The organism is Limimaricola variabilis, assembly GCF_014195545.1.
Lineage (GTDB): Bacteria > Pseudomonadota > Alphaproteobacteria > Rhodobacterales > Rhodobacteraceae > Limimaricola > Limimaricola variabilis.
In genome coordinates, this window is the sequence record NZ_JACIBX010000018.1 from 13,323 (window position 1) to 35,202 (window position 21,880).

At 68.2% G+C, this 21,880-nt stretch carries 24 protein-coding genes and 1 other RNA gene; 9 read left to right on the forward strand and 16 right to left on the reverse strand.

Going from position 1 to position 21,880, the window contains the following annotated elements:
- Positions 1-21 precede the first annotated feature (21 nt).
- From FHS00_RS16150 to FHS00_RS16195, 10 genes are all read right to left on the reverse strand, one after another.
- Positions 22-1,326: an NAD(P)/FAD-dependent oxidoreductase gene (locus tag FHS00_RS16150; protein ID WP_183475131.1), complete on the reverse strand. Its 1,305-nt coding sequence runs from the start codon at positions 1,324-1,326 to the stop codon at positions 22-24.
- Positions 1,323-2,675 (reverse strand): glutamine synthetase family protein, encoded by a 1,353-nt coding sequence (locus tag FHS00_RS16155; RefSeq protein ID WP_183475132.1) that lies wholly within the window; start codon positions 2,673-2,675, stop codon positions 1,323-1,325. Before FHS00_RS16155 ends, FHS00_RS16150 begins: the two co-directional genes overlap by 4 nt.
- Positions 2,672-3,349 (reverse strand): type 1 glutamine amidotransferase, encoded by a 678-nt coding sequence (locus tag FHS00_RS16160; RefSeq protein ID WP_183475133.1) that lies wholly within the window; start codon positions 3,347-3,349, stop codon positions 2,672-2,674. Before FHS00_RS16160 ends, FHS00_RS16155 begins: the two co-directional genes overlap by 4 nt.
- A 60-nt stretch (positions 3,350-3,409) precedes the next feature.
- Positions 3,410-4,741, reverse strand: coding sequence for a glutamine synthetase family protein (locus FHS00_RS16165; RefSeq protein WP_183475134.1), 1,332 nt, complete (start codon positions 4,739-4,741; stop codon positions 3,410-3,412).
- Complete coding sequence (locus FHS00_RS16170; RefSeq protein ID WP_183475135.1) at positions 4,738-5,547, reverse strand: ABC transporter permease; 810 nt, start codon at positions 5,545-5,547, stop codon at positions 4,738-4,740. Before FHS00_RS16170 ends, FHS00_RS16165 begins: the two co-directional genes overlap by 4 nt.
- Positions 5,544-6,449 carry an ABC transporter permease gene (locus FHS00_RS16175; RefSeq protein WP_183475136.1) on the reverse strand — a complete coding sequence of 302 codons (906 nt, stop codon included), beginning with the start codon at positions 6,447-6,449 and terminating at the stop codon, positions 5,544-5,546. The genes FHS00_RS16170 and FHS00_RS16175 overlap by 4 nt, the downstream gene beginning before the upstream one ends.
- 43 nt (positions 6,450-6,492) lie before the next feature.
- Positions 6,493-7,230 carry a transporter substrate-binding domain-containing protein gene (locus tag FHS00_RS16180; protein WP_183475137.1) on the reverse strand — a complete coding sequence of 246 codons (738 nt, stop codon included), beginning with the start codon at positions 7,228-7,230 and terminating at the stop codon, positions 6,493-6,495.
- A gap of 41 nt (positions 7,231-7,271) precedes the next feature.
- The gene (locus tag FHS00_RS16185) at positions 7,272-8,060 is read right to left on the reverse strand and encodes an ABC transporter ATP-binding protein (protein ID WP_183475138.1); all 789 of its coding nucleotides are present in this window, start codon (positions 8,058-8,060) and stop codon (positions 7,272-7,274) included.
- A gap of 114 nt (positions 8,061-8,174) precedes the next feature.
- Complete coding sequence (locus FHS00_RS16190; protein ID WP_183475139.1) at positions 8,175-8,621, reverse strand: tellurite resistance TerB family protein; 447 nt, start codon at positions 8,619-8,621, stop codon at positions 8,175-8,177.
- Positions 8,622-8,659: 38 nt separating this feature from the next.
- Positions 8,660-9,445 carry a 23S rRNA (adenine(2030)-N(6))-methyltransferase RlmJ gene (locus FHS00_RS16195; protein WP_183475140.1) on the reverse strand — a complete coding sequence of 262 codons (786 nt, stop codon included), beginning with the start codon at positions 9,443-9,445 and terminating at the stop codon, positions 8,660-8,662.
- A gap of 167 nt (positions 9,446-9,612) precedes the next feature.
- On the opposite strand from FHS00_RS16195, the gene FHS00_RS16200 reads away from it, so the two are divergent.
- The gene (locus tag FHS00_RS16200; RefSeq protein ID WP_183475141.1) at positions 9,613-10,413 is read left to right on the forward strand and encodes a MipA/OmpV family protein; all 801 of its coding nucleotides are present in this window, start codon (positions 9,613-9,615) and stop codon (positions 10,411-10,413) included.
- Between the two features lie 120 nt (positions 10,414-10,533).
- Positions 10,534-11,001 (forward strand): lysozyme inhibitor LprI family protein, encoded by a 468-nt coding sequence (locus FHS00_RS16205; protein WP_183475142.1) that lies wholly within the window; start codon positions 10,534-10,536, stop codon positions 10,999-11,001.
- A gap of 38 nt (positions 11,002-11,039) precedes the next feature.
- Here FHS00_RS16205 and pyrG read toward each other — a convergent pair whose 3' ends face one another.
- Both pyrG and secG read right to left on the reverse strand, forming a co-directional pair.
- Positions 11,040-12,683: a CTP synthase gene (gene pyrG / locus FHS00_RS16210; RefSeq protein ID WP_183475143.1), complete on the reverse strand. Its 1,644-nt coding sequence runs from the start codon at positions 12,681-12,683 to the stop codon at positions 11,040-11,042.
- Between the two features lie 173 nt (positions 12,684-12,856).
- Positions 12,857-13,222: a preprotein translocase subunit SecG gene (secG, locus tag FHS00_RS16215; protein WP_183475144.1), complete on the reverse strand. Its 366-nt coding sequence runs from the start codon at positions 13,220-13,222 to the stop codon at positions 12,857-12,859.
- A 174-nt stretch (positions 13,223-13,396) separates the two neighbouring features.
- Here secG and FHS00_RS16220 point away from each other — a divergent pair, with 174 nt between their 5' ends.
- A complete protein-coding gene (locus FHS00_RS16220; protein ID WP_183475145.1) occupies positions 13,397-14,689 on the forward strand; it encodes an adenylosuccinate synthase in 1,293 nt (430 codons plus the stop codon).
- On the forward strand, positions 14,689-14,925 hold the full coding sequence (locus FHS00_RS16225) for a DUF2842 domain-containing protein (RefSeq protein WP_183475146.1): 237 nt from the start codon (positions 14,689-14,691) through the stop codon (positions 14,923-14,925). Before FHS00_RS16220 ends, FHS00_RS16225 begins: the two co-directional genes overlap by 1 nt.
- A 69-nt stretch (positions 14,926-14,994) precedes the next feature.
- On the opposite strand, the gene FHS00_RS16230 is transcribed toward FHS00_RS16225, so the two are convergent.
- Positions 14,995-17,277 (reverse strand): hypothetical protein, encoded by a 2,283-nt coding sequence (locus FHS00_RS16230; RefSeq protein ID WP_425486052.1) that lies wholly within the window; start codon positions 17,275-17,277, stop codon positions 14,995-14,997.
- Positions 17,278-17,420: 143 nt separating this feature from the next.
- On the opposite strand from FHS00_RS16230, the gene FHS00_RS16235 reads away from it, so the two are divergent.
- The 4 genes from FHS00_RS16235 to nusB all read left to right on the forward strand — a co-directional run bounded on the left by FHS00_RS16235 (position 17,421) and on the right by nusB (position 20,326).
- Entirely contained in the window at positions 17,421-18,089 is a 669-nt protein-coding gene (locus tag FHS00_RS16235; RefSeq protein ID WP_183475148.1) for a thiamine diphosphokinase, read from the forward strand.
- Positions 18,090-18,213: 124 nt separating this feature from the next.
- On the forward strand, positions 18,214-19,344 hold the full coding sequence (ribB, locus tag FHS00_RS16240; protein ID WP_183475149.1) for a 3,4-dihydroxy-2-butanone-4-phosphate synthase: 1,131 nt from the start codon (positions 18,214-18,216) through the stop codon (positions 19,342-19,344).
- Entirely contained in the window at positions 19,344-19,859 is a 516-nt protein-coding gene (locus FHS00_RS16245; RefSeq protein WP_183475150.1) for a 6,7-dimethyl-8-ribityllumazine synthase, read from the forward strand. Before ribB ends, FHS00_RS16245 begins: the two co-directional genes overlap by 1 nt.
- Positions 19,859-20,326: a transcription antitermination factor NusB gene (gene nusB, locus FHS00_RS16250; protein ID WP_183475151.1), complete on the forward strand. Its 468-nt coding sequence runs from the start codon at positions 19,859-19,861 to the stop codon at positions 20,324-20,326. The genes FHS00_RS16245 and nusB overlap by 1 nt, the downstream gene beginning before the upstream one ends.
- Positions 20,327-20,404: 78 nt before the next feature.
- Here nusB and FHS00_RS16255 read toward each other — a convergent pair whose 3' ends face one another.
- Positions 20,405-20,746 (reverse strand): SH3 domain-containing protein, encoded by a 342-nt coding sequence (locus tag FHS00_RS16255; protein WP_183475152.1) that lies wholly within the window; start codon positions 20,744-20,746, stop codon positions 20,405-20,407.
- A 79-nt stretch (positions 20,747-20,825) separates the two neighbouring features.
- Positions 20,826-20,983: non-coding RNA, 6S RNA (gene ssrS, locus FHS00_RS18000), on the reverse strand.
- A gap of 99 nt (positions 20,984-21,082) precedes the next feature.
- Here ssrS and FHS00_RS16260 point away from each other — a divergent pair.
- Positions 21,083-21,616 (forward strand): MmcB family DNA repair protein, encoded by a 534-nt coding sequence (locus FHS00_RS16260; protein ID WP_183475153.1) that lies wholly within the window; start codon positions 21,083-21,085, stop codon positions 21,614-21,616.
- Here FHS00_RS16260 and FHS00_RS16265 read toward each other — a convergent pair.
- Positions 21,600-21,794 carry a DUF6324 family protein gene (locus FHS00_RS16265; RefSeq protein ID WP_183475154.1) on the reverse strand — a complete coding sequence of 65 codons (195 nt, stop codon included), beginning with the start codon at positions 21,792-21,794 and terminating at the stop codon, positions 21,600-21,602. The two genes, FHS00_RS16260 and FHS00_RS16265, sit on opposite strands and share 17 nt — an antisense overlap.
- Positions 21,795-21,880 lie beyond the last annotated feature (86 nt).

Below are 21,880 nucleotides of genomic sequence, written 5' to 3' on the forward strand. Positions count from 1 at the left end.
CGCCGACCGGCCGCGGAGGGATCAGACCCCGAGCCGGTCGCGCAGCGCGTACCAGGTCATCGCCAGCGTCAGCAGCGGCGCGCGGAAGCGGCCGCCGCCCGGAAACGGGGGGACGGGCAGGGTGGCGAAGGTGTCGAAACGGTCGGCTTGTCCCGCCACAGCCTCGGCCATCACCCGACCGGCCATGCCCGACAGCGCCACGCCATGGCCGGAGAAGCCCGCGCCCGACAGGATGTTGGGCCCGATGCGCTGCAGCGACGGCAGCCGCGACATGGTGATACCCAGCGTTCCGCCCCAGACATTGTCGATGCGCACGTCCGCAAGCTGCGGAAACAAGCTCTCCATCCGGCCGCGCAGTGCGGAGGTGATGTCGGTCGGGAAGCCGATAGAGTAGCTTTCGCGCCCGCCGAAGAGGAAACGGCGATCCTCGGTCATCCGGTAGTAATTCACCACGAAACGGGAATCGGCCACGGCGATGTCGCGGCTCAGCACTTCGCGCCAGCGCTCGCCCAAGGGCTCGGTCGCGGCGATGAAGCTGTTGATCGGCATCACTCGGGCCGCGACCTCGGGCATGATGCCGGGCAGGTAGCCATTGCCGGCGAGGATCACGTGATCGGCGGTCACCTTGGCACGTGGCGTGTGCAGCACCGCAGGGGTGCCCCGCTCGACCCGCGTCACTTCGGTCAACTCGTGGATCGTGGCGCCCGCCTTTTCCGCCTCGCGGGCCAGCGCCCGGGCGTAGCGCAGCGGGTGAAGGTGGCCTGCGCCTTCGTCGATCAGCCCGCCGTGATAGGCCTCCGTCCTGACGATGTCGCGGATCTCGTCGCGCCCGAGCGGCCGGATCGCGTCATAGCAGTAGCGCTTCGACAGGTGCTCGGCCTCGGCCCGGTCGCCCGCCGCCTCCTTCTCGGAATAGGCGCCATGCACCACGCCGGGAAGGAACCGGGCCTCGGGCGCATGTGCGTCGCAGAAGTCGCGCAGCTGCCGCTTGGCCTCTTCGGCCAGATCCCAGAGCTGCCGCGCGGGGCCGGTGCCGAGCTTGTCCTCGAGCCAGAGCTGCCCTTTGTTGAAACCCGATCCGACCTGGCCGCCATTGCGCCCCGAGGCGCCGAAGCCTGCGCGATGGGCGTCGAGCACGACGACGTCGAGCCCGGCCCGCGCCGCCGTCAACGCGGCCCAGAGCCCGGTGAAGCCCGCGCCGACGATGGCGAGATCGCAGCGCCGGTCGGCGTCGAGCGGATCGCGGTCGGCCGCGGGCGCTGCCGAGGCCACGTACCAGCTGCGCGGCATCTGGCCGGGGCGGTCGTTACGGTAGAGCGGGTTCATACGTTGAGCAGCAGGTGCTGGCGCTCCCAAGGGCTGATGACCTGCAGGAACTCGTTGTATTCGGCCCGCTTTACGATCGAGTAGACGCGCACGAATTCCGGCCCCAGCACCTCGTGCAGCTCCTTGGCCCCGTCGAACAGGTCGAGCGCCGCATAAAGCCCCTGCGGGATCTCGTCGGCGGCCTCGTAGGCGTCGCCGCGGAACCGCTTGTCGGGCCAGATCTCGTTCTTCATGCCCAGATACCCGCAGGCCAGCGAAGCGGCGATGCAGAGATAGGGGTTGCAGTCCATGCCCGCCAAACGGTTCTCGACGCGGCGCGCTTGCGGCGGCGAGATCGGCACGCGAATGCCGGTGGTGCGGTTGTCGCGGCCCCATTCGAGGTTGATCGGGGCGGCGTGGTCGCGCACGTAGCGGCGGAAGGAGTTCACATAGGGCGCGATCATCGCGATCACGCTCGGCATGTGTTCCTGCAACCCGCCGATGAAGTTGAAGAAGGCGTCGGTCTCGCCGCCCTGCGGGCCGGTGAAGAGGTTGCGCCCCTTGGCGTCGATGATCGAGTGATGGACATGCATGGCCGAGCCCGGCTCGCCCTCGATCGGCTTGGCCATGAAGGTGGCGAAGCAGTCATGCTTGAGCGCGGCTTCGCGGATCAGCCGCTTGAAGTAGAACACCTCGTCGGCGAGCTTGACCGGGTCGCCATGGCGCAGGTTGATCTCCAGCTGGCCGGCGCCGCCCTCCTGGGTGATGCCGTCGATCTCGAAGCCCTGGATCTCGGCATATTCGTAGATGTCGTCGATCACCGGGCCGTATTCGTCGACGGCGGTCATCGAATAGGCCTGCCGCGCGGCGGCCGGGCGACCGGTGCGGCCCATCATCGGTTCGATCGCTTTGGCCGGGTCGACGTTGCGGCCGACCAGGTAGAATTCCATTTCCGGCGCGACCACCGGGGTCCATCCCTCGGCCTTGTAGAGATCGACCACGCGTTTGAGCACGTTGCGCGGCGAGCAGCCCACCGGTCGGCCCTTCTGATCGAAGGCGTCGTGGATCACCTGTAGCGTGCCGTCGGCGGCCCACGGTGCGGCGGTGGTGGTCGAGAGATCCGGCTTGAGGATCATGTCCGGCTCGACGAAGCCCTCCGGCCCCGCCGCCTCGCCCCAGTCACCGGTGATGGTCTGGAAGAAGATCGAGTTGGGCAGGTGGAAGAACTGCTGGCGCTCCCACTTGGCGGCGGGGACCGCCTTGCCGCGGGCGATGCCCGGCAGGTCGGCGATCACGCATTCCACCTCGTCGAGGCGATGCTGGTCGAGATAGAGGCGGGCGGCTTCCGGGATCTCGTCGAGCCAGCTCATGCAGCCCCCTTCAAAACGCGCGCCATGCGGTCGGCCAGGATGTCGGCATCGACCGGCTTGTCGAGATTGGCGAGCGCGTAATCGATCTGGTCCTGCGGCACCACGCCTATGGCGCGGGTGGTGGCCAGCCCCTCGATGAAGCGCGACCCAAACTCGGGGTGGGGCTGGATGGTGAAGACGTGATCCCCCCAGGCCAGCGCCGCATGCGCGCAGAAATCGTTGCTCGCGCAGACCCGCGCCCCTTCGGGCAGCGTCACCACCTGGTCCTGATGCCAGGCGTTGAGCGCGATCTCGCGGCCTTCGAAATCATAGCTCTTGCGGCCCACCGACCAGCCGCCGGCGAATTTCTCCACCCGGCCGCCCAGTGCCTGGGCGATGATCTGGTGCCCGAAGCAGACGCCGACGAGCGGGATCCGCTGCGCGTGGATCTCGCGGATCAGCTCTTCGAGCGGGGCGATGAAGGGGTGATCCTCGTAGGCGCCATGCTTCGAGCCGGTGATCAACCAGCCGTCGCAGGCGTCGGCGCCCCCCGGGAATTCCATCGCCTCGACGTCGAAGCGACGAAAGGCGAAGCCGTGCCCCCCGAGGAGCCGCTCGAACAGGTCCGAATAGTCGCCGAGTTCCGGGCGCAGCGCGTCTGGCGCGTGGCCGGTCTCAAGAATGCCGATCTGCATGAAGCACCGTGTTTGTGGATGGCCCGAAGCTAGTCCCCGCAGCCCCGCTCGGCAAGCCGGTCACACAGTGTCGAGATAGAGCTCGAGCTGCTGATCGGGACTCAACTCCGCCATGTAGTGCAGCTCCTGCCGCTTGGTCATCACCAGATTGTCGATCAGGAGCTGCGGAAAGATCCGCTTGACCAGCGGCGAGGCCTCGAAGGCGTCGATCGCGGCTCCCCAGGTCTGCGGGATCTGCGCCATCTCCTGCTCGTAGGCGTTGCCGACGATCGGCGGCGGCGGGGTCATCGCGTCCTCGATGCCCACCAGCGCGGCGCCGAGCACCGCGGCGAGGAAGAGATAGGGGTTCACGTCGCCGCCGGCAACGCGATGCTCGATCCGGCGCGCCATGGGCGAGCCGCCGGGCACGCGCACGCTGGCGGTGCGGTTGTCATAGGCCCAGCAGATGCCGGTCGGCGCATGGCTCTCGGGCACCAGCCGGTCGTAGCTGTTGGCATGCGGCGCGAAGGCCAGCGCGCAGTCCGGAATGCCCTTGAGACAGCCGGCGATGGCGTGACGCAGCACCGGCGTGCCCTCGTGGCTGCCATCGGCAAAGATGTTGCGGCCGGTCTCGTCGAGCACCGAGAAATGCGTGTGCAGGCCGTTGCCCGCGAATTCCTCGTAGGGCTTGGCCATGAAGCTCGCCGCCATGCCATGCTTGCGGGCCAGCCCGCGCACCAGCATCTTGAACAGCCAAGCGTCGTCAGCGGCCTTGAGCGCGTCGGGCACGTGGACGAGATTGACCTCGAACTGGCCGAGACCCACCTCCGAGATCGCTGCCTCGGCCGGGATGTCCATCAACTCGCAGGCGTCGTAGAGATCATTGAAGAAGATGTCGAAGGCGTCCAGCGCCCGCAGGCTGAGGATGTCGGCGCCCATGCGCCGCTTGCCCGAGCGGGGGCTTTTCGGCTGGCGAATCTCCTTGCCGCTGTCGTCGACGAGGTAGAATTCCATCTCGGTCGCAACCACCGGCTTGAGGCCGCGCGCCTTGTAGCGCTCGACCACCCGCGCCAGTGCATGGCGCGGATCGCCGTCGAAGGGCTCGCCGGCCTCGGTATACATCCACAAGGGCAGCAGCGCCGAGGGGATCGACAGCCAAGGCATCGGAACGTAGCCGCGCTCGGTCGGCTTCAGCACCCCGTCCGGGTCGCCGATTTCGAAGACCAGCGGGCTGTCCTCGACGTCCTCGCCCCAGATGTCGAGATTGAGCACCGAGAGCGGAAAACGGGTGCCCTCTTCCTCGATCTTGCGGGCGAAGCGGACCGGTACGCGCTTGCCGCGGGCCTGGCCGTTGAGGTCGGCGGCGCCGACGCGGATGTTGCGAACCTCGGGGTGCTCGTCGAGCCAGCTCATCTGAAAATCGTCCTGAGACCGCCGCGTCGCGGGGCGCCCGCGGCATCGGGGAGGTGACGGTTGAGACGGCGCCCGATCAGCCCCATCGCAGCGATGACCACCAGCGTCAGCAGGACGAAATAGCCCGCGAGGATGGGGTAGGGCACGAAGGGGTTGAATGTCTTGTCTGCGAAATAGGACGCATAGTAAAGCGCGTCGCCCTGCTGCCGCGAAGCCGGGAAGCCCGAGAAGAACACCAGCGTGGTGGCGTGGAACAGGAAGATCGCCTCGTTGGTGTAGGCGGGCCATGCCAGGCGCAGCGTGGTCGGCCAGACCACGCGGCGAAACTTGGCCCAGCCCGACAGTCCGTAGGCGTCGGCAGCCTCGATTTCGCCCTTGGGCACCGAGCGCAGCGCGCCGTAGAAGATCTCGCCCGAATAGGCGGCGGTGTTGAAGAACAGCACCACTGCGGCGCCGAGCCAGGCGCTGGTCAGCGCGTCGAAGGCCGGAACCTGTCCCTTGAGCGACAGGAACAGGAAATAGGCGAAGAAGAACTGGATGAAGAGCGGCGAGCCGCGAAACAGGAAGATCGTCCATTCGGCCGGCTTGCGGAACCAAGGCGAGCGCGACGCCTTGCCCACCGCCAGCGCGGTGGCGAGGACGAAGCCCGACAGCAGCGCCACGAGGCCGAAATAGACGTTCCAGATCATGCCGGAGCCGATCAGCACGAATTGCTGGCACAAGGTGAAGTCCGAGCGCGGCAGCAGCCGCTCGCCATAGCCCAGCGAGCGCAGCCCGTAATCCATGATCGTGTCGTAGCAGCTCATGGCGGGCCTGCCTTGTTCATGCCGATGGGACCGGTGCGGGCGTGGTTGGCCAGCGTCTCGCGGCCATGGCTCAGGCGCAGCATGATCCGGTCGAGCACGATCTCGGAGATCCGGGTGAAGCCGAGATAGAACACCAGCAGGAACAGGAAGTACCACATCCGCCAGTCGCCATGCGGGTAGGCGGTGAATTGCGGCGTCTTGGTCGAGCCCAGCTCGCGCGCCCAGTAGACAATGTCCTCGACGCCCAGCAGGAACAGCAGCGGCGAGGCTTTGATCAGCACCATCCACAGGTTCGAAAGGCCGGGCAGGGCATAGACCCACATCTGCGGCACAAGCACGCGGCGGAACACCTGCGCGCGGGTCATGCCATAGGCCTCCGCGGTCTCGATCTGGGCTCGCGGCACGGCGCGCATCGCGCCGAACAGCACGTTGGCGGCAAAGGCGCCGAAGACCAGTGCGAAGGTGAAGACGGCGAGCCAGAAGCCGTAAACCTCATGCACCCATTGGGCCGAGGTCGAGAGCGGCATCTTGGCCTCGGCGCAGACGATGAAGTCGTTGCCCTGCCGGATCGGCTGGTCCCAGTCGGGGCATTTCGCCTTGTGGCGCAGCCACTCGATGCCCTGATCGAGCGCGATCACGAAGAACAGGAAGAAGGCGATGTCGGGCACGCCGCGCACCACCGCGATGTAGCTGCGTCCCAGCCAGGACAGCGGCGCGATGCGCGAGCGTGCCGCCACCGCGCCGCCGAAGCCGAACAGCAGCGCCACTGGTGCGGTGACCGCGAGCAGCAGCAGCACCGTGCCGAAGGCACCATAGAAGGCGAGGTGCTTGCCCGTGGTGAGGTAGCACGCGAGCCAGTTCAGGCCGGAGAGCGTTTCGGGATCGGCGCAGGAAGCGAACATCAAAGGATCCGATCGGGGCGGCGCGTGGCCGCCCCGTCAAGTGTCACTCGAAGGTGTTGGCGTTTTCGCCGAACCATTTCAGGATCAGCTCGTTGAGCGAGCCGTCATCCTTCATCGACTGGATCGCGGCGTCGAGCTTGTCGCGCAGCTCGCCGTCGCTCTCGCGCAGGCCGACACCGATGCCGTCACCGAGCGGCACGTCGTCGCCCACAAACATCAGCTCGCCGCCCGAGGCCTCGACGATCGGCGCCAGGAAATCCTTGTCGGCGAAGACCGCGTCGGCCTCACCGTTGCGCACCGCGGCGACCGCCTCGTCGGGGGTGGCGAATTCCAGCAGCGCGGCGCCGCTGTCGGCGACATGGCCGGCTTGGATCGTGGTGGCCTGGGCCGAGATCACCCCGCCCTCGAGATCCACGTCCTCGGACGGCGCGGCATAGGCCGACGCCGCGGGCGGGAAGTAGTTCTGGGTGAAGTCGATGACCTCGTCACGCTCGTCGGTGATGCTCATCCCGGCGATGATCGTGTCGTAGTTGCCCGAAACGAGGTTGGGGATGATCGAATCCCAGTCGTTGGTGACCCACTCGCAAGTCAGCTCGGCGCGCGCGCACAGCTCGTCGCCGACCTCGCGCTCGAACCCGTCGACCTCACCCGCATCGTTGAGGAAGTTGTACGGAGGGTAGGCGCCCTCGGTGCCCAGGCGCACGGTCTGCGAGTGGCTCTCGGCCAGCGCGGCACCGGCGCTCAGTGCGAGCGCGGCGGTCGTGAGGATCAGCGTCTTCATCGTCAGGTGGTCTCCTGTTGGGGATAGTGCCGTGCCCGCTCTCAGGCGGGCTGCGGGTGCGGGGCGGAATGCGACAGGAACTGCCGCAGCCGCTCTGACTTCGGGTTGCCGAACAGCTCGGCGGGCGGGCCCTGCTCTTCGATCAGCCCCTGGTGCAGGAACACGACGTGGTCGGCCACGTCATGCGCCATGCGCATGTCATGGGTGACGATGATCATGGTGCGGCCTTCCGCGGCCAGATCCTTGATCACCCGCACCACCTCCTGCTCCAGCTCCGGGTCGAGCGCCGAGGTCGGCTCGTCGAACAGGAGCGCGCGCGGCTCCATGCACAGCGCGCGGGCGATCGCGGCACGTTGCTGCTGGCCGCCCGAGAGCTGCGCGGGCCAGGCGTCGGCCTTGTCGCCGATGCCGACCTTGTCGAGATACTCGCGCGCCTTGGCCTCGACCTCGTCGCGAGGCCGGCCCAGCACCGTCACCGGCGCTTCCATGACGTTCTGCAGGATCGACATGTGGGCCCAGAGGTTGAACTGCTGGAACACCATCGCGAGGTTGGTGCGGATGCGCGTGACCTGCTTGGGATCGGCGGGACGACGGTTCAGCCCCTGGCCCTTCCAACGCACCGGTTCGCCCTCGAAGATCACCTCGCCCTGCTGGCTGTCCTCGAGCAGGTTGCAGCAGCGCAGCAGCGTCGACTTGCCCGACCCTGAGGAGCCGATCATCGACACGACGTGGCCGGCGGGCGCACGGATGTCGACCCCCTTGAGGACCTCGAGCGATCCATAGGATTTGTGCAGATCGCGGATCTCGATGACCGGCTTGCTGTCGCTCACGTGCTCTCATGTCCCTTTTCTGACGAGGGAGTAGGGGACAGTTTCACCGAAAATGCAACGGGGGCGGGGCCTTTGCCCCGGCGTCACGCACGCAACGGAAAAAAACGCTGCCGCTTAACTGTGCATCCGTTCGGCGGCGCGCTGGCGGGCATGGGCGCTGTCGGGATCGGAGACGCCCAGCATCGGTGCGACCATCCGCATCAGCGCGTCCTCCTCGTCGTCGCGCTGGCCATCGGCAAGCACGACCTCCCACAGCGCCTCGATCACCGCCTCGCGGTCCTCGTAGCTCACCGCGTCCTTGATCGCGCGGGTGAAGCGGACCGTGTCGGGGGCCTCGCTCTCCATCACCTCGCAATCGGTGCGCAGCCGCGCCGCGGCGGCGGGGTCGAGCCGGTAGCGCGCGCCGAGGATGCGGTCGATGCGCCGGGCCTCCTCGGGGCTGTAATGCCCGTCGGCGCGGGCGATCCGCACCAGCAGCGCGCCGAGCGCGAGCCGGGCATCGGCATCGGGAAGGCGCGCGGGCGCGGGATCGGTGAGGCGGCGGAGGAGATCTGCGAACATGCGGCGAATATAGAGGTTCCCGGCTCGCGGGAAAGGGGTCAGGGCTGCGGCGCCAGGGTGGCGAAGCGATCGCTCAGCCATTGTGCCTGCGCGTGGAAGCCATAGGGCGGGTTGACCACGAACAGCCCCGAGCCGGTCATGCCATGCCCCTTCCGGGCGGGCGGAAAGGCCACCTCGTGGCGCACGCCCTCGGGAATGTCGCGCTCCAGCTGGCGCAGCATGGGCGCATGGGGCGTATCGCGGAGGATCGGGTACCACAGCACGATCACGCCCACCGGCCATTTGCGCGCGATGCGGCGCATCGCCTGCGGGATGGCGCGGTAGTCCTCCTTGATCTCCCAGCTCGGGTCGATCAGCAAAAGCCCGCGTCGAGGCTCGGGCGGGGTCAGCGCCACGGCCATCTCGATGCCGTCGCGACGATGCGTCCGCGCGCGGTCGCCCATCGCCGCGGCCAACGCCGCGTGCTCCCGCGGATGCAGTTCGGCGAGGTCGATCCGGTCGGTCTCGCGCAAGAGCCGCGCCGCGATTTCCGGCGAGCCGGGATAGGCCTGCGCCCCGTGATCGGCGCGCACCGCCTCGATGACCTGCGCATAGGGGTGGTCGGGCGCGAACCAGTCGCGCACCCGCAGGATGCCCTGTGCCGCCTCGCCGGTCTTTTCCGCCTCGGCCGCATCGAGCCGGTAGAGCGCCCGACCCGCATGGCTTTCGAGATAGCTCAGCGGCTTGGGTTTGGCCGCGAGGTAGCCGAGCATCCAGGCCAGCGCCGCGTGCTTGTGCACGTCGGCGAGGTTTCCGGCATGATAGCCGTGCTGGTAGGACAGCATGATCATCTCCCTTGGCGCGTGCGCCCCGCTGGTAGCGGGGGGGCGGTGGCGGGGCAAGCCGTGGCATCGACGCCGCGTCGCCTGCCGATACCGGGGCGGGGGGATTGTCCGGCGTCGCGGGAGGCGTATCTCTAGAACAAGCCCCGACTGCCGAAAGGATTTCGCCGATGCGCCGGATCACGCTCGCCATCGTTCCGATCATGGCCCTCGCGCCGCTGACCGCGCTCGCCGGATCGCTTGACCAGCCCGTGTCCGAGGCGCCGGTGACGGTCCTTCCCGCGCCGACCCCGGTTCAGGCCGCGCCTGCCAACGCGCTTGGCTTCACGCTGCGCGGCGGCCTGGCGGTCTCGCCGGAATATTTCGGCTCGGATGATTACGTGGTCGGCCCGGATCTGGGCTTTGCACTCGACCGGCTGCGTTTCGGCCCCTTCGACATCGGCAGCGACGATCCCGATTTCGTCTCCGAGGGATTCGGGCTGCGCGGCTCGTTCCGCTATATCGGCGAACGTGAGGCGGCCGACGTGGATGGCGTGGCCGGGCTCGACGACGTCGATGCGGCGTTGGAGCTGGGGCTGGGCGCAGGCTACGACACTAGAAACTTCGGGGTCTTCGCGGATGTGCGTCGCGGCTTTGGCGGCCATGAAAGCTACGTGGCCGAGCTGGGCGCCGACGCCTATTTCTATCCCAACGACCGGCTGACGTTGCGGGCCGGACCGCGCGCGCTGTTTGCCGAGGATGACTATGCGCAGACCTATTTCGGCGCACAGGCTTTCGAAGCGCGGGGCGGCCTGATCTCGGCGGGGGCCGAAATCGGTGGCGTCTACGAGATTGACGACCGTTGGGGCGTCGACGCCGCCGTTACCTATGAACGGCTGATGAACGATGCCGCCGACAGCCCCGTGACCGAGGATGACGAGCAGTTCGGGGCGCGGCTGGGAATCACCCGGCAGCTCGACTTCCGGTTCTGAGAAGGACCCGCGCGCCGTCCCTGATGACCGGCACGGCGCGCTTTCGCGGCCCGCGACCTGTGGCCGTTTCTCAATCCGTGGTAGCATGGCCCCGTTCTCACCAGTTACGGGAGGTTCCCCATGCGCCGCCTAGCCGCCCTTCTCGGCGCGCTGGCCTTTGCCAGTACTGCCTCGGCCGAGACGACCCCGACCCAGCAAGACATCGCTAATATTGAACAATGCGTGCGATCGGTCGGCGCGCGCGGAAACCAGAGACAGGTGTTCAGGAGTTGCACCGAGCTCATCGCCGGCCCGTGCCGCAATGGAACGACTCTCGAGATCGCCGATTGCCTGATGCGCGAGACCAATGCCTGGGATACCTGGCTGAACGCCTGGTGGAAGCCGATGCGCACGCGCGCAGAGGCGAATGGCTCCTGGGAGCGGCTGCTCGCCGCGCAGCGCCAGTGGATCAAGGATCGGGATGCCGAATGCTTCCGCGCCTATGACAGCGTGGATGGCGGATCGCTGCGCGTGATCTACGGCGCGGCCTGCCACCGTGACCTCACCGCCCGCAAGGCGATCGAGTTCTACTTCAGCCTCTATCGCTGAAGGGTCCGGGCCGCCGCTTGGACGGCCCGGTATTCCGTTCAGACCAGCCGCGACGTCTCGACCGCCGCACGCACGAAATCGGCGAAGAGCGGGTGCGGCGCGAAGGGCTTGGACTTCAGCTCGGGGTGGAATTGCACGCCGATGAACCACGGGTGGTCTTTCCACTCGACGATCTCGGGCAGGCGCCCATCGGGCGACATCCCCGAGAAGCACAGCCCCTTGGCCTCGAGTGCCTCGCGGTACTTGGTGTCGACCTCGTAGCGGTGACGATGGCGCTCCTCGATCCGGCTCGCGCCATAGACCTCGGCGACCTTGCTGCCCTCGGCCAGCGCGGCGGTGTAGGCGCCGAGCCGCATCGTGCCGCCCTTGTCGTCGGTCACCGCCCGCTCGACCACGTGATTGCCCTGGATCCACTCCTTAAGGTGGTAGACGACCGGCTCGAAGCGGCGCTTGCCGGCCTCGTGGTCGAACTCCTCGGAGCCGGCGGTCTTGAAGCCCGCGACGTTGCGCGCGGCCTCGATCACCGCGAGCTGCATGCCAAGGCATATGCCGAGGTAGGGAATGCCGCGCTCACGCGCGAACTGGGCGGTCTTGATCTTGCCCTCGGTGCCGCGCTCGCCAAAGCCCCCGGGCACGAGGATCGCGTGGTAGCCCTCGAGATGCGGGGCCGGGTCCTCGCGGTCGAAGCGTTCGCTGTCGACCCATTCGACTGTCACCCTGACCCGGTTGGCCATGCCGCCATGGGTCAGCGCTTCCTTGATCGACTTGTAGGCGTCCTCAAGCTGCACGTATTTGCCGACGATGGCCACGCGGACCTCGCCCTCGGCATGGGTGAGGCGGTCCATCACGTCGTTCCACCGCGCGAGGTTCGGCTTGGGCGCGGGCGCGATGCCGAAGGCGTCGAGCACGGCCTGGTCGAGGCCCTCGCGGTGATAGGCCAGCGGCGCCTCGTAGATCGACTTGAGGTCATAGGCCGCGATCACGCTCTCCTTGCGGACGTTGCAGAAGAGGCCGATCTTCTCGCGCTCCTTCTCGGGAATCGGGTGCTCGGAGCGGCAGACCAGCACGTCGGGCGCGATGCCGATGGAGCGCAGCTCCTTGACTGAATGCTGCGTCGGCTTGGTCTTCAGCTCGCCGGAGGCGGCAACATAGGGCAGCAGCGTCAGGTGCATGAAGATGCACTGGCCGCGGGGGCGCTCCTGCGCGAATTGCCGGATCGCCTCAAAGAAGGGCAGGCCCTCGATGTCGCCGACCGTGCCGCCGATTTCGCAGAGCTGGAAATCGACCTCGTCGGCGCCGATCGAGAGGAAGTCCTTGATCTCGTTGGTGACGTGCGGGATCACCTGGATCGTTTTGCCGAGGTAATCGCCGCGACGCTCCTTCTCGAGCACGTTCGAATAGATCCGCCCCGAGGAAACCGAGTCGGTGCGCCGCGCGGCCACCCCGGTGAAGCGCTCGTAATGGCCGAGGTCGAGATCGGTCTCGGCGCCGTCATCGGTGACGAAGACCTCGCCATGCTCGAACGGGCTCATCGTGCCCGGATCGACGTTGAGATACGGATCGAGCTTGCGCAGCCGCACCGTGTAGCCCCGCGCCTGCAGGAGCGCGCCCAGCGCCGCCGAAGCCAGTCCCTTGCCGAGCGAGGAGACAACGCCGCCGGTGATGAAGATGTAACGCGCCATGGTCGGAAGTACCCCGTGATCGTCGAATGAGCATCGAATGGAAGACTGCCGCGAAACGTGGGTTTCGCGGCATCACGGGATTTGAGGATATCCGGATTCGGCCCGTGACCGCAACCGGGGGCGCAAGATCATGTGGCCGAAACCGGCCGACGCCCAGTGGTTGTGGATTCTCGTCAGTCCGCCTGCGGCACGACCGGGCCGCTCGACGGCGGCAGAAGGTCGCTGCCGAGGCCGTTCTCTTCGGGCGCGGTGCCGGGCGTGCCGACCGTTTCCTCGGGGCTGTCGGCCAGCCGGTCGAGCACCGAACCGCCGGCCGAGTTCTCGGCCGCGATGATGGTCAGCGCGATCGAGGTCACGATGAAGGCAGCCGCGAGGCCCCAGGTCACCTTGCCCAGCGCGGTCGCCGCGGCGCGGCCGGACATCACGCCGCCACCGCCGCCTCCCATGCCGAGGCCGCCGCCCTCGGAGCGCTGCAGCAGCACCACGCCGATCAGCGACAGCGCGAGGATCAGGTGGACGATCAGGACGACGTTTTCCATGCGGACCTCTGCTTGCGGCGGGGCGGGGCGGAACGCGCCGTATCTAGAAGAGGGGCGGTCCTGTCGCAACCCCGAAGTGGGGGCAGGCGCACCGACCGGGGCAGTTTGCGGTTTCGCGCTGCCGCCCCCGGCGCTATAGGGACGCCGGATTGCATGACCGGAGAGGACAGGTTCATGGCGAATGTGGTGGTCGTCGGTACCCAGTGGGGCGACGAGGGCAAGGGCAAGATCGTGGACTGGCTGTCCGAGCGCGCCGACGTGATCGCGCGCTTCCAGGGCGGCCACAACGCAGGTCACACGCTGGTCGTCGGCGGCGAGGTCTACAAGCTGCACGCGCTGCCTTCGGGCGTGGTGCGCGGCGGCAAGCTCTCGGTGATCGGTAACGGCGTCGTGCTAGACCCGTGGCATCTCCTCAAGGAGATCGAGGGCATCCGTGCCCAAGGCGTCGAGATCACCCCCGAGACGCTGATGATCGCCGAGAACACCCCGCTGATCCTTCCGTTCCATGGCGAGCTGGACCGGGCGCGCGAAGGTCAGAACACCGTCGCCAAGATCGGCACCACCGGGCGCGGCATCGGGCCGGCCTATGAAGACAAGGTCGGTCGCCGCGCGATCCGCGTCGCCGACCTCGCCGACGCCGCTACCCTCGAGCTTCGGGTCGACCGTGCGCTGGTGCATCACAACGCGCTGCGCAACGGCCTCGGGCTGGAGCCGATCGACCGCGACGCGGTGCTGGAGCAGCTGCGCGAGATCGCGCCCGCCATCCTCGAATACGCGGCCCCGGTCTGGAAGGTGCTCACCGAGCGCCGTCGCGCCGGCCAGCGGATCCTGTTCGAGGGTGCGCAGGGTGCGCTGCTGGACATCGATTTCGGCACCTATCCCTTCGTCACCTCCTCGAACGTGATCGCGGGACAGGCGGCGACGGGCACCGGCATCGGGCCCGGCGCGATCGATTTCGTGCTCGGCATCGTGAAGGCCTACACCACCCGCGTCGGCGAGGGCCCGTTCCCGACCGAGCTCGACGATGATGACGGTCAGCGTCTGGGCGAGCGGGGCCACGAATTCGGCACCACGACGGGGCGCAAGCGCCGCTGCGGTTGGTTCGACGCCTGCTTGGTGCGCCAGACCTGCGCGACCAGCGGCGTCTCGGGCATCGCGCTGACCAAGCTCGACGTGCTCGACGGCTTTGAGACGCTGAAGATCTGCACCGGCTACGAGCTGGATGGCGAGCGCTACGATTACCTGCCCACCGCCGCCGACCAGCAGGCCCGCTGCACCCCCATCTACGAAGAGATGCCGGGCTGGCAGGAAAGCACGGCGGGCGCGCGCAGCTGGGCCGACCTCCCGGCGCAGGCGATCAAGTACATCCGCCGGATCGAGGAGTTGATCCAGTGCCCGGTGGCGATGGTCTCGACCAGCCCCGAGCGCGACGACACGATCCTCGTCACCGATCCGTTCTCGGACTGATGGCGCGCAAGCTCAGCCACAAGACCCGGCGCAGGTTGTCGCTGCTGATCCTGTTGGTCGGCCTGCCGGCCTATATCGTGGTGGCGATCACGCTGGTCGGGCTGATTGACCGGCCCTCGATCCTCGTCGAGCTGGCGATCTATGTCGGGCTTGGCATCCTCTGGGCCCTGCCGTTCCGGCGAATCTTTCTGGGGGTGGGCAAACCCGACCCGGAAGAGGATCCCGGCGAGCACTGAGCGGGACTGGCAAGAGAAAAGGGGCGGCACCACGCGGCGCCGCCCCTTTTTCATGTCCGCTGCCGATCGTCAGCCGGCGCGGCGCTCGGGGTTGAAGCGGCTGGAGCGAGCCACCGCGAAGCGGCCGCCGCGCACGCGGGTCAGTGCGCCTTGGCGCAGCAGCGTGCCGAAGCAGCGCAGCCCATCCTCGCGGCTGACCGGTTCGGGGCTGGCCTCGCGCACCCGCTCCATCAGCTGCGGGCGCGAGAAATCCTCGGCCCCTTCGACAAAGGCGGTGTAGGCAGCGGCGGCCTCCAGCAACTCGCCCAGTTCTTGCGCGCCCATCCGTGCGGCAAAGGCGGCAAAGCTCTCGGCCGGGGCAGGGGTGGCGTCCGGCATGGCGGCGCGCTGGGGCTGCGCCTCGACCGCGTCGTGATGCAGCTCCTGCGCCGCGCTGTCGCCCGAGACGACCCGGCGGGGCCGAACCGGGACCACCCGCTCGGGGCGCGGTGCCGTCTGGCCGAGATCGACGCGCTGCGCAGCGACCAGCTTGAGCGGGGCCGGGCGCGGCCGTTCGGGCTGTGCCGCGGTACCCTCGTCGCCACGCGACGGCATGGCCGGGCGGCGCGGACGCACCGCTTGGCGCAGATCGTCGCGGAAGGCCTCTTCGGCGTGGTCGGGTTTGGCCACGTCGCCGAGCTGACGCGCGGCCTCGGTCGCGGCGACCGCGGCCTTGAGCTGGGAGATCGAGTCGCGGCGGCGGCCCGCTTCGGGGTCGGCCATGCGGGCATCGGTGGCGGACATGATCCGCGACAGGTCGGCCTCGTCGGTGGCCAGCGCCGGATGGCTGTTCACCGGATGGGCACGGGTTTCTTCGGACGCGGCCGGCGCATCGGCTTTGGCGGCGACTTGCTCCTGCTCCTGTTTCGGCTGCGCATCGGGGGCCGTCGCGTCGGCGGTGGGCCCGAACTCGAACTCGAGATGCTGGCGCGCCGCTTCGGCCGGATCGAAACCACCGATCCAGTCGGCATCCGTCACGTCGCGTGCCGTATCAGCTTCGGCGGCCTCTTCGGCTTCAGCGGTTTCCTCGATCTCGGCGGTCTCTTCGGCTTCGTCCGCTCGGGCTTCTTCGGCTTCTGCGATCTCCTGCGAGGCCGGACCATCGCCCTCGAGACCCATCTCGCGCTCTAGCGCTGCCAGTTCGGCGAGCAGGGCCCGCTCGGCCTCGTCGGACAGATCGGCCTCGCGGCGCTTGGATTCGGCGGCCTCTTCGCGGGCTCGGGCCGCGGTATCAGCTTCCTCCTGGGCGGTCTCGGCCTCTTCAGCTGCCTGTTCTTTGTCCGCTTGCGCCGTTTCAACGGTATCGGCTTCGGTTTCGGCCTGCATCGGGGTCGTGTCGGGAGCGGTGTCTATCGCTTCCTGCGCCGCCTCCGTCTGCGCGGTTTCGACCTGCGCCGCGTCTGCTTCTGCTTTGTCCTGCGCGGCAGCCGACGGGGTCGGCTCGGCGTCCCGCTCGGCCGACACCTCTTCGGCAGCGCTTTCTTCTTCCGTCATCATGCGATGCGCTTCGCCACGGGCGACGGCGCGCTCGAAATCGGCCTTGCGCATCCGCACCACGCGGGCGCGGGCCGGACGGGCGGGCTCCGCCTCGTTCGTCTCCGCCTCGGCGTGCCGGGGCGATTCCGGCTCGGCCTGCTTGGCGGTTTCGCGCGGCTGCGCCGGGGCGGTGTCGAACAGGCCGGCTGCCGGCCGCTGTCCGGCGGCGGGGGCGATGTCCTCTTCGTCTTCATCCGCGGCAAAGGCCGGCTGACGGCCAACGACGGCGCGGATCCGCTGCAGCTTTGCGGCGACGCTGTCGCCATCGGGCGCCGGGCGGGCCGGCGCGGGACGTGCCGCGGCCGGCTGCTGAGCTACCTGGGGCTCGGCTTGGCGCGGCGCGGCCGGAGCCGGCTCGGGCTTCGGTGCGGCAGGTGCCGCGGCGGCGGCAGGAGCGGCAGCGGGAGCAGGCGCTTCGGCGGCCGGGGCTTCTTCCGGGGCTGCGGGGGCGACATGCGGCTGCGGGGCAGGCTCCGGGGCGGCGCGGGCCTCGGTCTGTGCCGGGGCGACCGGCGGCAGCGCCTGCCCGGCGCGCAGCACGATTCCCGTGCCTTCGCTGCGGGCCTCGACCCGGCGGGCGACCTCGCGTTCGGCGATCCGTGCCAGCATCTCGGCGTCGGGCGTCGGCGGCTCGGCTCCGAAATAGCGGTCATCGGCAGCCAGGTCGCGGAAATACTCTGCGATGGCCTTCATCGTGTCGAACGAGTCGTCGAAGCCCTCCAGCGTGCAGGAGAACGTCCCGTAGGACACCGTGAGTATCTTGCTTGATCCAACCATCTGAGTGCTCGCTTTCTACCCTGTCCGCTCCGATGTAGCAGTGAATGGGTTTGAAACAGGATCACGACATGGGTGGCCGCGGGATGTTTTCATGGCAAAACCGCGGCAGACCGTTCGGTCCGAGGCGATGATGGAGGGCCGGCGTGGCAATTGTCCAGAGCGATGGGGCTGTAACGCTGCTGGGCGGCGGAGCGCTCGGGACGGGGGATCTGGCGCTGGCGCTGTCGCGCGCGCCGGTGCTGGTCGCCGCTGATGGCGGCGCCCGCCATGCCGCCGCTGCCGGGCACACGCCGCGCGCGGTGATCGGCGACATGGACAGTATCGGCAGCGCCGCGCCGCTCTTCGGAGGCCGCCTGCATCCGATCGCCGAGCAGGACAGCACCGATTTCGACAAGGCGCTGCGGAACATCGACGCGCCGCTGGTGCTGGCGGCGGGCTTCACCGGCGGCCGGCTCGACCACGAGCTGGCGGCGTTCCACGTCCTCGCGGCCCGGCCCGATCGGCGCTGCGTGCTGATCGGCGCCGAGAGCGTGGTGTTCCTCTGTCCTCCCGAGATCACGCTCGACCTCTCGGCGGGAGAGCCCTTCTCCCTCTTCCCGATGGGGGAGGTGAGGTGCATCTCGCGCGGCTTGCGCTGGCCCACGGCGGGCCTTGCCTTTTCTCCCGCCGGGCGGATCGGCACATCGAACGAGGCGGAAGGACAGGTGGAGCTGTCCTGCGACGCGCCGCTGATGCTCGCCATCGCGCCGCGCGCCGCGCTCGACGCCGTGATCGCGGGGGTGGGACGGGCCCCGGGCTGGCCGGGGCGCTGAGCGCACATTACCGGTGCGCGACGGCAGCGTGCCGCCACGGCCCTGCGGGCTTTGCAAACCCGCCCCCAGCCGTTATCTGCACGCTCATCCACCCCTCTGCGCATCAAACCGTCAGGACCCGCCAGTGACCGACAGCTTCGAGAATCCCGGCCCCGTCGAACGCGACTGGTCCGACGCGATCAGCCCGATCGAGGAGATCATCGCCGACGCCCGCAACGGCCGCATGTTCATTCTCGTCGATCACGAGGACCGCGAGAACGAAGGCGATCTGGTGATTCCGGCGCAGATGGCGACGCCCGACGCGATCAACTTCATGGCCACCCATGGCCGCGGGCTGATCTGCCTGTCGCTGCCGCGCGAGCGGATCGACGCGCTGGGCCTGCCGTTGATGTCGACCAACAACTCCTCGCGCCACGAGACCGCCTTCACGGTGTCGATCGAGGCGCGCGAGGGCGTCTCGACCGGTATTTCGGCGCATGACCGTGCGCTCACCGTCGCCGTGGCGATCGACGCCTCCAAGACCGCGGCCGACATCGCCACGCCGGGCCACGTGTTCCCGCTGCGGGCCCGCGAGGGCGGGGTGCTGGTCCGCGCCGGCCATACCGAGGCGGCCGTCGACATCTCGCGGCTGGCCGGGCTCAACCCTTCGGGCGTGATCTGCGAGATCATGAAGGAGGACGGGACCATGGCCCGTCTGCCGGATCTCGTGGCCTTCGCTCAGAAGCACGCGCTCAAGATCGGCACGATCAGCGACCTGATCGCCTATCGCCGTCGTCACGACAATCTCGTGCGGCTGCGCGACGAGCAGCAGATCCAGTCCGAGTTCGGCGGCGACTGGACCCTGCGCGTCTATGTCGACGAGACGCAGGGCGCCGAGCACATCGCGCTGGTCAAGGGCGACATCTCGGGTCCCGAGCCGGTGCTGACGCGGATGCACACGCTCGACCCGATGCTCGACGTGGTCGGCACCGGCCCGCGGGGCCGTGCGCGCGAGTTCGGCGACGCGATGAGCCTCATCGCCGAGGAAGGGCGCGGCGTGTTGGTGCTGCTGCGTGACCTGCACATGAAGCTCGCCACCACCGAGGAGCATTCGCCCCATGTGCTGCGGCAATACGGCCTCGGCGCGCAGATCCTCTCCTCGCTCGGCTTGTCGAAGATCGTCCTGCTGACCAATTCCCCCCAACCCCGCGTGGTCGGGCTCGACGCCTACGGGCTCGAGATCACCGGCACCCGCAAGATCTCGGAGATCGGATGATGGCCGGCCCCACCCACCACGTGCTCGCGCGTCCCGAATTCGACGAGGGTCCGAAGATCCTCATCGTCGTGTCGCCCTATTACAAGGACATCGCCGACAACCTCGTCGCCGGCGCCATGGCCGAGATCGAGGCTGCCGGCGGCAGCTACGAAGTGATCGAGATGCCCGGCGCGCTCGAACTGCCCAGCGCGATCGGCATCGCCGCCCGGATGGGCGAATATGACGGCTTCGTCGCGCTGGGCTGCGTGATCCGCGGCGAGACCACGCATTACGACACCGTCTGCAACGACAGCTCGCGCGGGTTGACGCTGCTGGGCCTGCAGGGGATCTGCATCGGTAACGGCATCCTGACGGTCGAGAATTACGAGCAGGCGGCGGTGCGCGCCGACCCGCAGGGCCAGAACAAGGGTGGCGGCGCCGCCGCTGCCGCGCTGCATCTGGTCGCGCTGTCGCGCAACCTCAAGGAGCAGGGCAAGGGCCTCGGCTTCACCGCCGACCGGCTGGGAGAGGGCTGATGGCGGATCGTCAGAACCAGAAACGCCGGATGCGTTCGGCCGCGCGGATGTACGCGGTGCAGGCGCTGTTCCAGATGGAATCCTCGGGCCAGTCGGTCGACCGGGTAATGCGCGAGTTTGAGACCCATCGCTTCGGCGCCGTCTATGACGAGATCGAATGGGAAGAGGGCGACGTCGACACCTTCCGCGCCCTGATGGAGCGTGCCGTCGACGAGCAGGCCCAGATCGACCAGATGACGCACCGCGCTTTGGTCGCGAAATGGCCGATCGCCCGGATCGACCCGACGCTGCGGGCGCTGTTCCGCGCCGCCGGAGCCGAGCTTCTGGCGAACGCCACGCCGCCCAAGGTGGTGATCGTCGAGTTCGTGGAGATCGCCAAGGCGTTCTACCCCGATGGCAAGGAGCCGAAATTCGTCAACGCCGTGCTCGATCACATGGCGCGCGAGGCCCGGCCCGAGGCATTTTGAGCCACGTGGCAGGCGGAATGAGGGAGGGGCGTGGTCGATGGCCACGCCCCTTTCGCATGGGACGGGGCCGGGGATGCCTCAGGGGTAATGGTCGCCCAGCCAGTTGCCATGCGCCCAGCCCAGTCGGGCCTCGGGACCGAAGCTGATCGCGTACCATGGCCCGCGTGCGTCATAGGTGCGGACCCGGTCGCCATTATGGATGCGGGCGATCATCGGATACTGGGTGCCCGGCCCGGTGCGCACCGCGAGGAAGCCGTCGCCGTTCGGGTCGAGCCCTATCACCGTCGCCGCGCCGAAACAGGCGGCCTGTGCGTCCGGCGGGCAATAGGTATCGAACGGCACGTCGAGCGGTTGCGCCGCGATCGGTGTGGCAAGGAAGATCGGAACAATGAGCGGCAGGGCCCTGATCGTAATCGTCATGGCGAACTCCACGGATCGTGATGTCCGCCCAGCCTACCATGGAAAGGCGTTTCGTCGCAGCTCGGGGGGTGCGGAAATGGCGGGAACCGCAGCGACCGTAGGGGTGAGAATTCCCGGGGACCTGTGTATACAGGTGGGCGCCAGATAAACGAACCAGGGTCCGCACAGAGCCAGCTCCCGTGGAATTGCTTAAGGCCTCTGGAATTTGACCCCTTGTCACGAGAAGAGCAGAACCCGCCGCGACCACATCTAGGATCGCGGATCGGGCGTGACAAGGGGCCGCGCCCCGGCTTTCGCTGCTTGAAGCGTGTTGCTGATATGTTCATGATGCCGCCCATGACCGATGACTGGGACGATTGGGAACAGGGAGAGCGCCGGGTGGCAGCGCTGCCTGACGATGCGCTATCAGCCGAGGCGCTGTCGCGGCCGCGTGCCCTGCCGCAGCCGGGGCAGATCCTGGCGCGTGGCGTCTGTCGTCATCTCTTGGGTCATGGCTTCGTCACGGTTGAGGAGTTCGTGCCGGCGCCGGGGCTCCGGGTCGACGTGATGGGTCTCGGCCCGAAGGGCGAGCTTTGGGTCATCGAGTGCAAATCGTCGCGCGCCGATTTCGCCGCCGATCGCAAATGGCAGAGATACCTCGAATATTGCGACCGCTATTTCTGGGCGGTGGATGACGCCTTCCCGCTGGACCTGCTGCCGGAGGATACCGGGGTGATCGTGGCCGACGGCTATGACGCCGAGATCGTGACCATGGCCCCCGAGGCGAAGCTGTCAGGCGCGCGGCGCAAGGTGATGCTGCAGAAATTCGCGCGCCATGCCGCCTTGCGCTGGCACAAGGCGCGCGATCCGGCGATCAGCCTTTCTTCTTGACCGAGCGCGCGGCGCGCGCGGCGGCCATGATTTCCTCGGCGATGTCCTCGGCTTCCTCGGGTTCGAAATCCATCGGGATCTCGGCGCCGTCGGCCTCGATGAACAGCCGCACCATGCCGTGATCGGTCGGGCCGATCTGCAGATTCGCCTCGATGTCGCGTTCGGTGTTGATGCCCATGGCGCTTCCTTTCCTGGCTGCGACGTCCCTAGCGCGCGGTCGCGCGCCGGACAAGCCGGAGCCGTCGCGGAAGACGCAAGAGGGGG

What these genes read in the sequence shown, in the direction of transcription:
- FHS00_RS16150 (WP_183475131.1), bottom strand. Translation starts at nt 1,326, where the DNA reads ATGAACCCGCTCTACCGTAACGACCGCCCCGGCCAGATGCCGCGCAGC.
- FHS00_RS16155 (WP_183475132.1), bottom strand. Translation starts at nt 2,675, where the DNA reads ATGAGCTGGCTCGACGAGATCCCGGAAGCCGCCCGCCTCTATCTCGAC.
- FHS00_RS16160 (WP_183475133.1), bottom strand. Translation starts at nt 3,349, where the DNA reads ATGCAGATCGGCATTCTTGAGACCGGCCACGCGCCAGACGCGCTGCGC.
- FHS00_RS16165 (WP_183475134.1), bottom strand. Translation starts at nt 4,741, where the DNA reads ATGAGCTGGCTCGACGAGCACCCCGAGGTTCGCAACATCCGCGTCGGC.
- FHS00_RS16170 (WP_183475135.1), bottom strand. Translation starts at nt 5,547, where the DNA reads ATGAGCTGCTACGACACGATCATGGATTACGGGCTGCGCTCGCTGGGC.
- FHS00_RS16175 (WP_183475136.1), bottom strand. Translation starts at nt 6,449, where the DNA reads ATGTTCGCTTCCTGCGCCGATCCCGAAACGCTCTCCGGCCTGAACTGG.
- FHS00_RS16180 (WP_183475137.1), bottom strand. Translation starts at nt 7,230, where the DNA reads ATGAAGACGCTGATCCTCACGACCGCCGCGCTCGCACTGAGCGCCGGT.
- FHS00_RS16190 (WP_183475139.1), bottom strand. Translation starts at nt 8,621, where the DNA reads ATGTTCGCAGATCTCCTCCGCCGCCTCACCGATCCCGCGCCCGCGCGC.
- FHS00_RS16195 (WP_183475140.1), bottom strand. Translation starts at nt 9,445, where the DNA reads ATGCTGTCCTACCAGCACGGCTATCATGCCGGAAACCTCGCCGACGTG.
- FHS00_RS16200 (WP_183475141.1), top strand. Translation starts at nt 9,613, where the DNA reads ATGCGCCGGATCACGCTCGCCATCGTTCCGATCATGGCCCTCGCGCCG.
- FHS00_RS16205 (WP_183475142.1), top strand. Translation starts at nt 10,534, where the DNA reads ATGCGCCGCCTAGCCGCCCTTCTCGGCGCGCTGGCCTTTGCCAGTACT.
- pyrG (WP_183475143.1), bottom strand. Translation starts at nt 12,683, where the DNA reads ATGGCGCGTTACATCTTCATCACCGGCGGCGTTGTCTCCTCGCTCGGC.
- secG (WP_183475144.1), bottom strand. Translation starts at nt 13,222, where the DNA reads ATGGAAAACGTCGTCCTGATCGTCCACCTGATCCTCGCGCTGTCGCTG.
- FHS00_RS16220 (WP_183475145.1), top strand. Translation starts at nt 13,397, where the DNA reads ATGGCGAATGTGGTGGTCGTCGGTACCCAGTGGGGCGACGAGGGCAAG.
- FHS00_RS16225 (WP_183475146.1), top strand. Translation starts at nt 14,689, where the DNA reads ATGGCGCGCAAGCTCAGCCACAAGACCCGGCGCAGGTTGTCGCTGCTG.
- FHS00_RS16230 (WP_425486052.1), bottom strand. Translation starts at nt 17,277, where the DNA reads ATGGTTGGATCAAGCAAGATACTCACGGTGTCCTACGGGACGTTCTCC.
- FHS00_RS16245 (WP_183475150.1), top strand. Translation starts at nt 19,344, where the DNA reads ATGGCCGGCCCCACCCACCACGTGCTCGCGCGTCCCGAATTCGACGAG.
- nusB (WP_183475151.1), top strand. Translation starts at nt 19,859, where the DNA reads ATGGCGGATCGTCAGAACCAGAAACGCCGGATGCGTTCGGCCGCGCGG.
- FHS00_RS16255 (WP_183475152.1), bottom strand. Translation starts at nt 20,746, where the DNA reads ATGACGATTACGATCAGGGCCCTGCCGCTCATTGTTCCGATCTTCCTT.
- FHS00_RS16260 (WP_183475153.1), top strand. Translation starts at nt 21,083, where the DNA reads ATGACCGATGACTGGGACGATTGGGAACAGGGAGAGCGCCGGGTGGCA.
- FHS00_RS16265 (WP_183475154.1), bottom strand. Translation starts at nt 21,794, where the DNA reads ATGGGCATCAACACCGAACGCGACATCGAGGCGAATCTGCAGATCGGC.